Consider the following 13,473-nt stretch of genomic DNA (forward strand, 5'->3'; position numbering starts at 1 on the left):
GTGTCCCAGGCTTACCCGCGACCTGTTACGCCACAGGATTTGCGGGCGAGCGTCTGACTGGGAAGTTCGTTGAACAACACCCGATAGCTGTTGGAAAATCGCCCTAAATGCCAGAACGACCACTGCATCGCCACTTCGGCAACAGTGGTGTCCATCGCTGTGCGACTGAGCAATTCGCGGCGTGCGCTGTTGAGTCGGCGCAATCGCAGCCAATGGGTCGGGGTCATCCCGGTATAGGCCTTGAACGCATGCTGCAACTGCCGCAGTGAAACCCCGGCGACCTGCGAAAGCTCCAGCAGATTCAGGGTGTCTTCCGGGGCATCAGCCGCCCATTCACCGATGCGTTTCATCACTGCACGCTCTTCGGCGCGGCGCTGTAACCCTCCACGATCAAGGCAAACACACGCGTTGTCGAGGATGTACAGGCAGTCTTCCAGCAACTGCTGGGTCAACGCCTCCTTGCTCGGTGGGTCGAGCGTCTGCGCCAGTCGGGTCAACGTCCCGCTGAGCCAGCGACTGAACAACGCGTTCTGCCCCGAATTCAGTGGCGCCATGAACAGGCCTTCGAGCCTGGCCACGTTCAAACCGTGACGCTGCACGAACTCCGGACCGAACACCACGGCGATTTCCTGGTAGTTCTCCGGGGTGATCCAGATGTTGCGGCTTTCGCCATTCAACACGTACAACGCGTTGTCGCTGCGATCGAAACAGAACGCCAGCGCACCTTCGGGCGCGCTGAAATTCTGCTCGACGCGAGTGTTCATCTGTTCCTCGTAAATCTCCACGCCTTGCAGGTCCAGGTAGCGCACGCGCCCGGCGAAATGCCCCGGTGACATTTGCTGGTAATGCTGCACCCAACCCGGTGTGGCGCGGATTTGCTCGGCTACATCGGCGGTGTTGAACGCTTGGACTTGCAGGGGGTTGCACGTTGTCATGGGTGACCTTACGCACTCGTTTGGTGCGTTTTGGTGCTGCTGAAAGTGGATAGATGGAACGTCAAGGCTCGCCCAAGATAGTCGTCAACGCGCCACAGGGGAAGTGTGTGGTGGATGAAACCAGCCTCCCCGGCGTTAATAAAACCAATAACGAGGTCTTTATGAATGTCCCTTTCGATCAGCTGCTCACGTGGCTGAAAGATCACAAGATTACCGAAGTCGAGTGTGTGGTCAGCGACTTGACCGGCATCGCACGCGGCAAAATTGCACCCACCAACAAGTTCCTGCATGAGCGAGGCATGCGCCTGCCGGAAAGTGTGCTTTTGCAAACGGTAACCGGGGACTTTGTCGACGACGACATCTACTACGACCTGCTCGACCCGGCCGACATCGACATGGTGTGCAAGCCCGTCTCCGACGCGGTGTATGTGATTCCATGGGCCATCGAGCCGACCGCTATCGTGATTCACGACACCTTCGACAAGTTCGGCAACCCGATCGAGCTGTCGCCGCGCAACGTGCTGAAAAAAGTCCTGCAGCTGTACACCGACAAAGGCTGGCGGCCGATTGTCGCGCCGGAAATGGAGTTCTACCTGACCCAGCGCTGCGAAGACCCGGACTTGCCGCTCAAGGCACCGCTAGGGCGTTCGGGCCGTGCGGAAAGTGGTCGTCAGTCGTTTTCCATCGACGCCGCCAACGAATTCGATCCGCTGTTTGAAGACGTGTACGACTGGTGTGAACTTCAGGGCCTGGACCTCGATACCTTGATCCACGAAGACGGCCCGGCGCAGATGGAAATCAACTTCCGTCACGGCGACGCGCTGGATCTGGCCGACCAGATCACCGTGTTCAAGCGCACCCTGCGCGAAGCGGCGCTCAAGCACAACGTCACCGCGACCTTCATGGCCAAACCGATTGGCGATGAACCCGGCAGCGCCATGCATATCCACCAGAGCGTGGTGGACATCGCCACCGGCCAGCCGATCTTTGCCAATGCCGACGGGCAGATGACCGAACTGTTCCTGCACCACATCGGCGGCCTGCAAAAGTACATCCCCAAAGTGCTGCCGATGTTCGCGCCGAACGTCAATTCGTTCCGCCGCTTCCTGCCGGACACTTCGGCACCGGTGAACGTCGAGTGGGGCGAAGAAAACCGCACCGTGGGCCTGCGTGTGCCGACCTCCACGCCGGACGCGATGCGCGTGGAAAACCGGTTGCCGGGGGCCGACGCCAACCCTTATCTGGCGATTGCAGCGAGCCTGTTGTGCGGGTATCTGGGAATGGTCGAGCGCGTCGAACCGAGCGCTGCAGTCCAGGGGCGTGCCTATGAGCGCCGCAATCTGCGCCTGCCGATCACCATCGAAGACGCTCTGACGCAGATGGAAGAGTGCGAAACCGTCGGGCGTTATCTGGGTAGCAAATTCGTCCGCGGTTATGTGGCGGTCAAGCGCGCCGAACATGAGAACTTCAAGCGCGTGATCAGCTCGTGGGAGCGAGAGTTCCTGCTGCTCAGCGTCTGAGATTTGTAGTGTCTTTGACTGCCTCTTCGCGAGCAAGCCCGCTCCCACATTTGAAATGCGTACCCCTGTGGGAGCGGGCTTGCTCGCGAAGACGGCCTACCAAGCACCGAAGAAACGCCTGATAAATCCAAAAAATCGAAGAGGTGTCGAATGCGTCTATTGAAATCCATGGTGCCGGTCGCACTGGCGTTATTGTTCAGCGCCGTTGCGCAGGCTCAGCCAACCGTCAGCGTCTACAACTGGACCGATTACATCGGCGAGACCACCCTCGTCGACTTCCAGGCGAAAAGCGGGATCAAGGTGATCTACGACGTGTTCGATTCCAACGAAACCCTGGAGGGAAAATTGCTCGCTGGCCGCACCGGGTATGACGTGGTGGTGCCGTCCAACCACTTCCTCGCTCGCCAGGTGAAAGCCGGCGCGTTCCTGAAGCTCGATCGTTCGCAGCTGCCCAACTTCAAGAACCTTGACCCGAAACTGCTGGCGCTGCTGGAGAAAAACGATCCGGGCAACGAACACTCGGTCCCGTACCTGTGGGGCACCAACGGCATCGGCTACAACGTCGACAAGGTCAAGCAAGTGCTGGGCATTGACCGCATCGATTCCTGGGCCGTGTTTTTTGAACCGCAGAACCTGAAGAAACTCAGCCAGTGCGGCGTGTCGATGATGGATTCGGCCGATGAAGTGTTCCCGGCCGTGCTCAATTACATGGGCATGGACCCGCGCAGCGAAAACCCTGAAGACTTCAAGAAAGCTGAAGCCAAGCTGTTGGCCATCCGCCCTTACATCACTTACTTCCACTCCTCGAAGTACGTTTCAGATTTGGCCAACGGCGACATCTGCGTGGCATTCGGTTACTCGGGTGATGTGTTCCAGGCCGCGAACCGGGCCAAGGAAGCCAAGAACGGCGTGAACATCGCCTACGCGATTCCCAAGGAAGGCAGTAACTTGTGGTTCGACCTGTTGGCGGTTCCCGCAGACGCCAGCAACCAGAAAGAAGCGCACGCCTTCATCAACTACTTGCTGGACCCGCAAGTGATTGCCAAGGTCAGCGCGTCGGTCGGTTACGCCAACCCTAACCCGGCGTCCAAGCAAGACATGGACCCGGAACTGGTCAACAACCCTGAGGTTTACCCACCCCAGGCAGTCCTCGACAAGCTCTACATTTCCACCACCCCGCCCCAGGCGATCATGCGTTTGATGACCCGTTCCTGGAGCAAAGTGAAGTCCAACCAATGAACCAGTACAGCAACGAACATGCCCGCTCCTATTACGCGGCGTCAGCCAATGGAATGGCGCCCTACCCCACACTTGCCGAGGATCTTGAGGCCGATGTCTGTGTGATCGGCGGCGGCTTTACCGGCGTTAACACAGCGATCGAACTGGCGCAGCGCGGACTCTCGGTGATCCTGCTGGAGGGCCGGCGTATTGGCTGGGGCGCCAGCGGGCGTAACGGCGGGCAGTTGATCCGCGGTATCGGCCATGACGTCAGCGGTTTTGCCCGTCATGTCGGTGAAGAAGGCGTGCGTTACCTTGAGCGTGCGGGCGTCGAATCGGTAGCGCTTGTGGGCAACCGCATTCGTGAACACGGGATTGATTGCGACCTGCGCTGGGGGTTCTGTGAACTGGCCAATACTAAAGCGCAGTTCGCGGCGTTCAAGGCTGAGCAGCAGGGCCTTGCCGAATCGGGTTACGCCCACGAAACCCGACTCGTCGGGCCGGAGCAGATTCGTCAGCAGGTGGTGAACTCAGGCGTGTATGCCGGTGGTCTCATCGATATGGGCTCGGGTCACTTGCACCCGCTCAATCTGGTCCTTGGCGAAGCACTATTGGCGCAATCCCTCGGCGTGAAGATCTTCGAGCAGAGCCCGGTGCTGGAGTTGATCCATGGCAGCACCGTGCAGGTTCGCTGTGCCGGCGGCACGGTGCGCGCCGGCAGTCTGGTGCTGGCGTGTAACGCTCACCTGGAAGAGCTCGAACCGAAACTGAGCGGCAAGGTCCTCCCGGCGGGCAGCTACATCATCGCCACCGAGCCGTTGGCGCCCGATGTTGCAGCGCAATTGATCCCGCATAACCTGGCGCTCTGCGACCAGAAAGTCGGTCTGGATTACTACCGGCTCTCGGCAGATCGACGCTTGCTGTTCGGCGGCGCCTGTCATTATTCCGGGCGCGATCCGGCGAACATCGAAGCGTACATGCGCCCGCACATGCTCAAGGTCTTCCCGCAACTGGCCAACGTGCGCATCGATTATCAATGGGGCGGCAAGATTGGCATCTCCGCCAACCGCTTCCCTCAGGTCGGGCGCTTGAGCCAGCATCCGAACGTGTTTTACGCCCAGGGTTACTCCGGTCATGGCCTGAACGTGACCCACTGGTGCGCAAAGCTGTTGGGCGAAGCGATCCACGTCGGACACAGTCAGGGCTTTGACGTGTTCAGCGCCGTGCCGCACATGACCTTTCCGGGCGGGTCTATGCTGCGCTCTCCGCTACTGGCGCTCGGCATGTTCTGGTATCGCCTGCGCGAACTGCTCGGCTGAACGCCCTCCCACCTTCGATAAAACGCCATTCCCCTGTAGGAGATCACCGTACGTCCGCATCCTATTGAATAACCTTTTAATTTGCTCAATTGCGAGGTCCTTCTATATTGAGGGAGTGCTCTGACTTCCCTGCGTCCTGGCGAGTGCAGCCTATGGCTACGACTGATCCACTGATCATCTGCGAGCACTGCGACTGCGTGTATGAAAAAGTCACGCTCGCCAAACATCAAAAAACCCTCTGTACGCGCTGCGGCGGCGTGCTTCAGCGCTATAACGGCCTGACGGTGGAACAACGTCTGGCGTTGACCTTCACCGCGTTGATGCTGTGGATTTTCGCCAACTTCTATCCCGTCATGAACATCAGCCTCAAAGGCCTGAAAAACAGCGCAACACTCTGGGATTCGGTGCTTGCCCTGAGTCTGGGGCCGATCACTTTCATCGCCATGGTGGCGGCGATCGCGATGATCATCGCGCCGATTTTCCAGCTGGTGCTGCTTGTCTGGGTGCTGAGCTTCGCCCTCGCCTCCCGCCGCTCACCCGGTTTCAGGTTCTGCATGCGCTGGCTGGAAACCCTCAGGCCCTGGAGCATGCTGGAGGTCTGTCTGCTGGGGGCGATGGTCGCGGTCATCAAACTCGCCGGATTGCTGGATGTACTGCCCGGCATCGGCCTGTTTGCCCTGGCCATCCTCAGTCTGATGATGATCCGCATCGCCGGGCGCGACATCCGTGACCTATGGGACATCTTATGAACAGGCCCCCGGTGGCGACTGAACTCAACCTGTGCCTGTGTCATAGCTGCGGCCTGGCCTGTGACATGACCGATGAGCCTCACGAATGCACTCGCTGCGGCGCACCGCTGCATCGGCGCAAAGCCAACTCACTGGCCCGGACCTGGGCCTACATGTTCACTGCCCTGGCGTTTTACGTCCCGGCGAATCTGCTGCCAGTGATGAACACCAGGATGGTCGGCAACGGCGCCGACAGCACGATCATGAGCGGTGTACTGGAGTTCTGGCAGCACGGCGCTTGGGACATTGCCCTGATTATTTTCATCGCCAGCATCGCGGTGCCGGGCATCAAGTTCGTCGCCCTGACGCTGTTACTGGTGACCGTTCAGCGCGACAGCCAATGGGCGAATAAGCAACGGTCAACGCTGTACCGTTTCGTCGAGCTCATCGGTTACTGGTCGATGCTTGATGTGATCGTGGTCGCCCTGGTGGCCTCACTGGTGAAGTTTCAAGCCCTGGCCGATATCGAACCGCGTCCGGGCATTCTGTTTTTTGGCCTGGTGGTGGTCTTCACCATGCTGTCGGCGATGAGTTTCGACCCACGCCTGATCTGGGATAAAGAGCGGAAAAATCCGCAAAACGAGGAGGTCATGGATGAAGTCGCAAGCCACTGACGGGCCGCAAGCCCCTGGGCAGGCCCCTGTCAAGACCACCCACCGCTTCAGCGTTTCGCTGGTATGGATCGTGCCGATCGTCGCGGTGCTGGTGGGGATTTCCCTGGTCGTGCACACCATGATGCAGGAAGGTCCGACCATTACCGTTACGTTCAAAACCGGTAGCGGCCTGACCGCCAACAAGACCGAAGTCAAATACCGCAACGTGGTGATCGGCCATGTCTCGGACGTGGAACTGAGCAACGATCAGAAGAGCGTCAACGCCACCATCAAACTGTCCAAGCAGGCGGAAAGCTTCACCCGCGAAGACTCGCAATTCTGGGTCGTGCGTCCGCGTATTGGCGCCGGCGGGGTGTCGGGTATCGATACCCTGCTGTCCGGGGATTACATTGGCGCCGACATCGGCCAGGCCAACGCGCGTGCAAAAAACTTTATCGGCCTGGAAAACCCGCCTCCGATTACCTATGGCGAGCCGGGCAAGCGCTTCACCCTGCGCACCCAGGATCTCGGTTCGCTGGATGTTGGCTCTCCGGTTTACTACCGCAAGATTCCGGTGGGTCAAGTGGTGGCCTATGCCCTGGACGCCGACGGTAAAGGGGTCAACATCGAAGTGTTCGTCCACGCGCCCAATGATGCCTACGTCACTGAAAACACCCGGTTCTGGAACGCCAGCGGGATCGACCTGAATGTCGGCGCCAACGGCTTCTCGGTGAAAACCGAATCGCTGTCATCGATCCTGGTGGGCGGCATCGCCTTCCGCGCTCCGGAATACAGCCCCAACGATCAACCGGCCGCCGAGGACAAAGCCTTCGACCTGTTCGAAGACCAGCTAACCGCCCTCGCCCCGCCCAGCGGCAAGGGGCAATTCTTGAGTTTGCGTTTCGATCAGGCCTTGCGCGGGCTCAGGGTCGGCGCACCGGTGGAATTCCTTGGCATCGAGTTCGGCAAAGTCGTGTCGGTCGTTCTGGATTTCGACGCGAAAAAGCGCAGTTTCCCGGTCAATGTCGGCATCGTGATCTACCCGCAGCTCCTCGGCCAGGCACACATCAAAATGCTCGAGGCCTTGAAGCATGACCCCAACGACGAAGCCGCTGGTGTACGCCTGATTGGCAGCTTCATCGAAAGCGGTCTGCGGGCCCAGGCCCGGAGCGGCAATCTGTTGACCGGTCAGCTCTACATTGCGCTCGACTTCTACCCCAAAGCGGAGAAAGTCGTGTTCGATCCGACCGCCCGTCCAGTCTCTATCCCAACCGTTCCTGGCAGTCTCGAACAATTGCAGGAAAAACTGGAGGGCATGGTCAACAAGATCAACCAACTGCCGATCGAGCGCATTGCCGGCAACCTGGACAGCAACCTCGTCGAACTGCGAAAAGGCCTCGCACAGTTCAACGCCAAGACCCTGCCCGGCGTGCAGACCACCCTGGCGGATGTCAGCAAGACGCTGCAATCGGCCAGTTCGACCTTGGCCGAAGACTCGCCGCAACGCGAACAATTAGGTCAGACCCTCGACGAACTCGGGCGCATGTCGCGCTCCTTGCGTGAACTCTCGGATTACCTGGGACGCCATCCGGAATCGCTGATTCGCGGTCGTCCCGACAATGCTGCGCCGATGGACCTGCAGGGGCCGCCACGCAAATGACCACAGGAGCATCACTCATGGTTTATCCGCTGAAAATCAGCTTGGTCACTGCATTGTTGCTACTCGCCGCTTGCCGCGGTGATCCGATTCAATTTCACACCCTGACCCCGGTCCAACCGAGCGGTAACTCAAGGACCAGTGCTGCGGAAATCCAGATTGAGGGCATCAGCGTACCGCCCCAGGTCGATCGTCCGCAGATCGTCATTCGCCAGGGCAACAGTGGCATGGCGATCCTCGAAACCGAGTGGTGGGGCGCGAGCCTGGTGGATGAATTGCGTAGCGCGCTGGTCGATCAAATGGTCAACAACAATCCTCGACGCAACGTATCGGTGCGGTTAGACGTGCAGCGATTTGATTCGATTCCCGGTCAATATGCGTTGATCGACGTCAAGTGGCGCCTGCGCAATCTGAGCGAAGGTGATGCGCCGCTGCTCACCTGCCGCAGCACTTTGCAGACGCCTTCAGGGCCGTCCATCGATGAACTGGTGGCGGCTCAACAAAACAACGTCAAACGCCTGGCCGCGCTTATCAGCCAGGCCGCGGGTGGAACACAAAAAGGGTGTCCATCGGCTTGATTAAGCCATTACGCGATCCGTAGCAGCTGGCGAAGCCTGCTGCTACAAGTGATGCGTTGCTACTGAAATTTTGACGTTTTTTTCTCATTTGGCACTTTACATTTGCCTCGCCTCAAACATGCAAATGATTCGTATTGATCTACACTGATCGACGACCCTTCCCGTCGTTTCTGCCGAGTCTGCGCGCACGATTATTAAAAGAAACAGGAGCTGCACAACGCATGAGTCCCAACATCCCTTCTTTCCTGAAAACAGCACTGCTGGCCACCGCTTTGCTGAGTGCCGGTCACGTGTATGCGGCGGATGCCGATGGTATCGTGGTCTACAACGCCCAGCACGAAAGCCTGACCAAATCCTGGATCGAGGGTTTTACCAAGGAAACCGGCATCAAGGTCACCGTGCGCAATGGTGACGACACCGAGATGGGCAATCAGATCGTACAGGAAGGCGCTGCCTCCCCGGCCGACGTGTTCCTGACCGAAAACTCCCCGGCCATGGTGCTGGTCGACAACGCGGGGCTGTTTGCGCCGGTTGCGCCGACTACCCTGGAACAGGTCGGCAATGCATACCGCCCGGCCCATGGCAAATGGGTGGGGATCGCCGCGCGCTCCACGGTGTTTGTCTATAACCCGAGCAAACTGCCCGAAGCCGAACTGCCCAAGTCGCTGATGGACCTCGCCGGCCCGAACTGGAAAGGTCGCTGGGGCGCTTCACCGGCCGGTGCCGACTTCCAGGCCATCGTCGCCGCCGTGCTGGAACTCAAGGGTGAAGCCGCCACCCTGGAATGGCTCAAAGGGTTGAAGGCCAATGCCACGATCTATCGCGGTAACAGTGCGGTACTGAAAGCGGTCAACGCCGGGCAGGTCGACAGCGGCGTGATCTACCACTATTACAGCTTCGGCGACCAGGCCAAGACCGGCGAAAACAGCAAGAACACCGCCCTGCACTACTTCAAGCACAAGGATCCGGGCGCGTTTGTCAGCGTCTCCGGTGGCGGCGTGCTGGCGTCCAGCAAACACAAGGAACAAGCCCAGGCGTTCCTCAAATGGGTTACCGGCAAAGATGGCCAGGCCATCCTCAAAACCGGTAAATCGTTCGAATACGCGGTGGGCAAGAACGCTGAATCCAATCCAAAACTGGTGCCTTTGCAGCAACTCGACGCGCCGACAGTCGATGCTTCAAAACTCGACAGTAAAAAAGCCGTGGAGTTGATGACTCAGGCGGGACTGCTCTAATTGATGCCTGAAACCTTGCCAGCGGGTGTCGCCGAGGCGATACCCGCGAACTTGCGACGACGATCCCGCGGCCTCTTCGCGGGGCGTGGCGGCGCGTGGGTGATCAGTTTGTCGGTGCTGGTTTCGCTGCTGTCGCTGCTGCCGATTGCCTTCGTCATCGGCGTATCGTTTCAGACAGGCTGGGCGACCCTTGTGCCGCTGGTATTCCGGCCGCGGGTCGCTGAATTGTTGATCAACACCGTTTTACTGGTGGTGATCACGATTCCGTTGTGCGTCACGTTAGGCCTGTCTCTGGCCTGGCTGACAGAACGCACCAACCTGCCGGGGCGGCGCTGGTGGTCGTTGTTGGCGACCGCGCCGCTGGCGGTGCCGGCGTTCGTTCACAGCTATGCGTGGGTCAGTCTGGTCCCGCCGATTCACGGGCTGTTTGCCGGGGTTCTGGTTTCGGTCATCGCCTACTTCCCGTTCCTGTACCTACCGATTGCTGCGACCCTGCGCAGGCTCGATCCGGCCATCGAAGACGTTGCCGAATCGCTCGGTCTCAAACCCTGGGCGATATTTTTCCGGGTGGTGCTGCCGCAATTGCGCCTGCCTATCTGCGGCGGCGCTTTGCTGGTGGGCCTGCACCTGCTGGCCGAATATGGCCTATACGCAATGATCCGCTTCGACACCTTCACCACGGCCATCTTCGATCAGTTCAAATCCACCTTCAACGGCCCCGCCGCCAACATGCTGGCCAGCGTGCTCGCCCTGTGTTGCCTGGTGATGCTGACCGCAGAATCGGCCGCTCGCGGCACGGCGCGTTACGCCCGGGTCGGGTCGGGAAGCGCTCGTGAGCAGCGGGTGGTGCGCCTGAAACCTGCAACCACCTTCCTCGCCCTGACCGTACAGATTGCGACCTGCGCACTGGCGCTGGGCGTGCCACTCGTGACTTTGGGTAACTGGCTGATCGCCGGCGGTACGCAAGTCTGGCAGATGGACGAACTTCTGCCGGCGCTGGAACAGACGCTGCTGCTCGGTGTTGCGGGTGCCGCCCTCACCACCTGCGCCGCCATCCCGATTGCCTGGTTGTCGATTCGCTCTCCGGGCCGGTTGCAACGTGTGCTGGAAAGCTGCAACTACATCACCAGTTCGTTGCCGGGGATCGTCGTAGCCTTGGCATTGGTGACCGTCACCATCCATTTCGCCCGACCGATTTACCAGACCACGATCACGGTGCTGCTGGCGTATCTGCTGATGTTTTTGCCCCGCGCCCTGGTGAGTTTGCGCGCCGGGATCGCGCAGGCGCCGGTCGAGCTGGAAAACATGGCCCGCAGCCTCGGCCGCTCGCCCGCCCGGGCCTTGTGGCTGATCACCTTGCGCCTGGCCGCGCCGGGCGCTGCCGCTGGCGCCGCGCTGGTGTTTCTGGCGATCACCAATGAGTTGACCGCCACCCTGCTACTCGCCCCCAACGGCACACGCACCCTGGCCACCGGATTCTGGGCCATGACCAGCGAAATCGACTACGCCGCGGCTGCGCCCTATGCCCTGCTGATGATTTTGCTGTCGCTTCCCTTGACCGGACTTCTTTATCACCAATCCAAACGAACGGCTGGCCGATGAACGCTCTTGAACTCCATTCCATTTCCAAGTCCTACGGCTCCCTTCAAGTGCTGGAGAGCATCAACCTGTCGGTGCCAACGGGCAGCCGAACGGTCATCGTCGGCCCGTCCGGTTCAGGAAAAACCACGCTGTTGCGGATGATTGCGGGCTTCGAATTCCCGGACGCAGGCCGACTATCACTCAATGGCCAAACGCTCGTCGACGACACTCATGAAGTCCCGGCGCATCAGCGCTTGATTGGCTATGTCCCGCAGGACGGCGCCCTGTTCCCGCACATGACCGTGGCCGCGAACATCGGTTTCGGGCTTTCGATCAAGGGCGGTGCAAAACAGGAGCGAGTCGCAGAGTTGATGGACAGCGTGGCGCTGGATACGAACATGGCCAATCGTTGGCCTCATGAACTGTCCGGCGGCCAGCAACAACGCGTGGCGCTGGCGCGGGCGTTGGCGCAACAGCCGCGCTTGATGTTGCTGGACGAGCCGTTTTCGGCCCTCGACACCGGACTTCGAGGCGCCATGCGCAAAATGGTCGCACGGCTGCTGTCCGACGCCGGCGTGACCACCATTCTGGTCACCCATGACCAGAGTGAAGCCTTGTCGTTTGCCGATCAGCTGGCGGTGATGCGCGATGGTCGGCTGGTGCAGTCGGGCCATCCGCTGGATCTTTACCGCTACCCCGAGGACGAACAGACCGCGCTGTTTCTGGGGGATGCCGTGGTCTTGCCCGCCAGAATCGAAGCCGGCTGGGCCCATTGCGATCTCGGTCGCATACCGGTGAACAACCACCGGAACAACAAATCGGCGCAGATCATGCTGCGTCCCGAACAACTGCAACTCGTCAGTATCCAGCCCAGCCCAACCGAGGCTTCCGGGTGCCGCGCCGTCGTGACCGAGCGGGATTTCAGCGGCAATACCTGCACGTTGACGGTGGAACTGGAAACTTTGGCTTCCGGTCAACAGCCTGGTCGATCATTAATGGTGCGCAGTTCGGGCCTGTATGCGCCACCCGCCGGCAGCGCGGTTCACGTCTCGACAATCGGCCATGCCCACGTACTGAGCGAATCCTGAACCCCGTCCATCAAAGATCGAACCGGTCCACGGCCCGACGCCGTTCGTTGTCATCGCGCACATCGTAGTTGGCCGTGGTCTGGATGTTGCTGTGATGGGCGAGTTTCTGGGCGATCGACAAGTCATATTCCTCGATCACTCGGGTAATGAACGAACGTCGAAAATCATGCGGCATGATTTTCACCCCGACCTGCGCGCCACGCTGTCGGGCGATGTAATAAATTGCATGCTTGGTGATGCGCTCGCGGGTGATGTGACTGCCGCGGCGAATGCGGTTGAACAGGAACGAATCATCCACTTCACCCTCCTTCAGTAGCGAGCGCCGCAGTTCCAGCCAGTCATTGAGTTTGGCGAACGCCCAAGCCGGTGCGTACTTGATCAATTGCTTGTTGCCCTTGGCGGTCACACGAAGGCTGCGCTCGGTGAAATCGACCTGGTTCAGGTCCAGGTTCACCGATTCCGATTTGCGCATGCCCGAGCCATACAAAATCCCGATGATCGCCGCATCCCTCAACCCTTGCGGCCGTGGATCGGCAGCACAGACCGCCATCAATTCCTGGATCAGCGTGCGCCTGAGGTTTCGCCCCTGGGACAATCGTGTGCCGGCAATCCCCTTGACCGAGCGCATCTTCAGCAGGTGTTCCTGACTGATCAGGCTCATGCGCCACGCTTCGTTCATCACCCCGCGCACCGCGTTGACGTACAGCGAAGAAGTGTTCGGCGCGTAGCCATCCGTGCGCAAGGTGGCCACCAGTGCGATGACATCTTCAGGTTGCAGGTTGTGCCAGGGAATCTCCTCGACGTTCATGTCTTCGAAGCCCAACCGGTCAGCGGCGTCCTGCAAAACATAACGCATGGTCAGCTGGCTGGAGGGCGCCAGACGCGCCAGATACAGGGTCAACGGATTGGTCTTTAAGGGAGTTGAGTCGGTAGCGGGTAAGTCGATCAAACGAAACGGCCT

At 59.8% G+C, this 13,473-nt stretch carries 12 protein-coding genes; 10 read left to right on the plus strand and 2 right to left on the minus strand.

Translation table 11 applies throughout. The annotated features are described in order from the left end of the window. Positions 1-11: 11 nt before the first annotated feature. Positions 12-935, minus strand: coding sequence for a helix-turn-helix domain-containing protein (locus ACSQ87_RS17240; RefSeq protein ID WP_436273900.1), 924 nt, complete (start codon positions 933-935; stop codon positions 12-14). A gap of 161 nt (positions 936-1,096) precedes the next feature. Between ACSQ87_RS17240 and ACSQ87_RS17245 the strand changes: the two genes are divergently transcribed. The 10 genes from ACSQ87_RS17245 (at position 1,097) to ACSQ87_RS17290 (ending at position 12,512) form a co-directional block, all read left to right on the plus strand. Beyond that, positions 1,097-2,455 (plus strand): glutamine synthetase family protein, encoded by a 1,359-nt coding sequence (locus ACSQ87_RS17245; RefSeq protein ID WP_223430416.1) that lies wholly within the window; start codon positions 1,097-1,099, stop codon positions 2,453-2,455. 150 nt (positions 2,456-2,605) lie between these two features. Further along, positions 2,606-3,694, plus strand: a complete 1,089-nt coding sequence (locus ACSQ87_RS17250) for a polyamine ABC transporter substrate-binding protein (protein WP_223430415.1) — start codon at positions 2,606-2,608, stop codon at positions 3,692-3,694. Beyond that, entirely contained in the window at positions 3,691-4,992 is a 1,302-nt protein-coding gene (locus tag ACSQ87_RS17255; RefSeq protein WP_223430414.1) for an NAD(P)/FAD-dependent oxidoreductase, read from the plus strand. Before ACSQ87_RS17250 ends, ACSQ87_RS17255 begins: the two co-directional genes overlap by 4 nt. A 152-nt stretch (positions 4,993-5,144) precedes the next feature. Next, positions 5,145-5,741 carry a paraquat-inducible protein A gene (locus ACSQ87_RS17260; protein WP_223430413.1) on the plus strand — a complete coding sequence of 199 codons (597 nt, stop codon included), beginning with the start codon at positions 5,145-5,147 and terminating at the stop codon, positions 5,739-5,741. Continuing rightward, positions 5,738-6,394 (plus strand): paraquat-inducible protein A, encoded by a 657-nt coding sequence (locus ACSQ87_RS17265; protein WP_436273901.1) that lies wholly within the window; start codon positions 5,738-5,740, stop codon positions 6,392-6,394. Before ACSQ87_RS17260 ends, ACSQ87_RS17265 begins: the two co-directional genes overlap by 4 nt. Beyond that, positions 6,375-8,033 (plus strand): intermembrane transport protein PqiB, encoded by a 1,659-nt coding sequence (locus ACSQ87_RS17270; RefSeq protein ID WP_436273902.1) that lies wholly within the window; start codon positions 6,375-6,377, stop codon positions 8,031-8,033. The genes ACSQ87_RS17265 and ACSQ87_RS17270 overlap by 20 nt, the downstream gene beginning before the upstream one ends. A 17-nt stretch (positions 8,034-8,050) precedes the next feature. Next, complete coding sequence (locus ACSQ87_RS17275) at positions 8,051-8,608, plus strand: PqiC family protein (protein WP_436273903.1); 558 nt, start codon at positions 8,051-8,053, stop codon at positions 8,606-8,608. Between the two features lie 221 nt (positions 8,609-8,829). After that, a complete protein-coding gene (locus tag ACSQ87_RS17280) occupies positions 8,830-9,843 on the plus strand; it encodes an iron ABC transporter substrate-binding protein (RefSeq protein WP_223430409.1) in 1,014 nt (337 codons plus the stop codon). Positions 9,844-9,846: 3 nt separating this feature from the next. Continuing rightward, positions 9,847-11,445: an ABC transporter permease gene (locus tag ACSQ87_RS17285; protein WP_436273904.1), complete on the plus strand. Its 1,599-nt coding sequence runs from the start codon at positions 9,847-9,849 to the stop codon at positions 11,443-11,445. After that, a complete protein-coding gene (locus ACSQ87_RS17290) occupies positions 11,442-12,512 on the plus strand; it encodes an ABC transporter ATP-binding protein (protein ID WP_436273905.1) in 1,071 nt (356 codons plus the stop codon). The genes ACSQ87_RS17285 and ACSQ87_RS17290 overlap by 4 nt, the downstream gene beginning before the upstream one ends. A gap of 10 nt (positions 12,513-12,522) precedes the next feature. Here ACSQ87_RS17290 and ACSQ87_RS17295 read toward each other — a convergent pair whose 3' ends face one another. Continuing rightward, a complete protein-coding gene (locus ACSQ87_RS17295) occupies positions 12,523-13,461 on the minus strand; it encodes a site-specific integrase (RefSeq protein WP_134421531.1) in 939 nt (312 codons plus the stop codon). Positions 13,462-13,473: the final 12 nt, after the last annotated feature.

Source organism: Pseudomonas sp. LjRoot277 (assembly GCF_964253845.1).
In the GTDB taxonomy this organism is placed as follows: domain Bacteria; phylum Pseudomonadota; class Gammaproteobacteria; order Pseudomonadales; family Pseudomonadaceae; genus Aquipseudomonas.

Coding starts and splice junctions, on each gene's coding strand:
- ACSQ87_RS17240 (WP_436273900.1), bottom strand. CDS start 935: ATGACAACGTGCAACCCCCTGCAAGTCCAAGCGTTCAACACCGCCGAT.
- ACSQ87_RS17290 (WP_436273905.1), top strand. CDS start 11,442: ATGAACGCTCTTGAACTCCATTCCATTTCCAAGTCCTACGGCTCCCTT.
- ACSQ87_RS17280 (WP_223430409.1), top strand. CDS start 8,830: ATGAGTCCCAACATCCCTTCTTTCCTGAAAACAGCACTGCTGGCCACC.
- ACSQ87_RS17265 (WP_436273901.1), top strand. CDS start 5,738: ATGAACAGGCCCCCGGTGGCGACTGAACTCAACCTGTGCCTGTGTCAT.
- ACSQ87_RS17250 (WP_223430415.1), top strand. CDS start 2,606: ATGCGTCTATTGAAATCCATGGTGCCGGTCGCACTGGCGTTATTGTTC.
- ACSQ87_RS17270 (WP_436273902.1), top strand. CDS start 6,375: ATGAAGTCGCAAGCCACTGACGGGCCGCAAGCCCCTGGGCAGGCCCCT.
- ACSQ87_RS17255 (WP_223430414.1), top strand. CDS start 3,691: ATGAACCAGTACAGCAACGAACATGCCCGCTCCTATTACGCGGCGTCA.
- ACSQ87_RS17245 (WP_223430416.1), top strand. CDS start 1,097: ATGAATGTCCCTTTCGATCAGCTGCTCACGTGGCTGAAAGATCACAAG.
- ACSQ87_RS17285 (WP_436273904.1), top strand. CDS start 9,847: ATGCCTGAAACCTTGCCAGCGGGTGTCGCCGAGGCGATACCCGCGAAC.
- ACSQ87_RS17275 (WP_436273903.1), top strand. CDS start 8,051: ATGGTTTATCCGCTGAAAATCAGCTTGGTCACTGCATTGTTGCTACTC.
- ACSQ87_RS17260 (WP_223430413.1), top strand. CDS start 5,145: ATGGCTACGACTGATCCACTGATCATCTGCGAGCACTGCGACTGCGTG.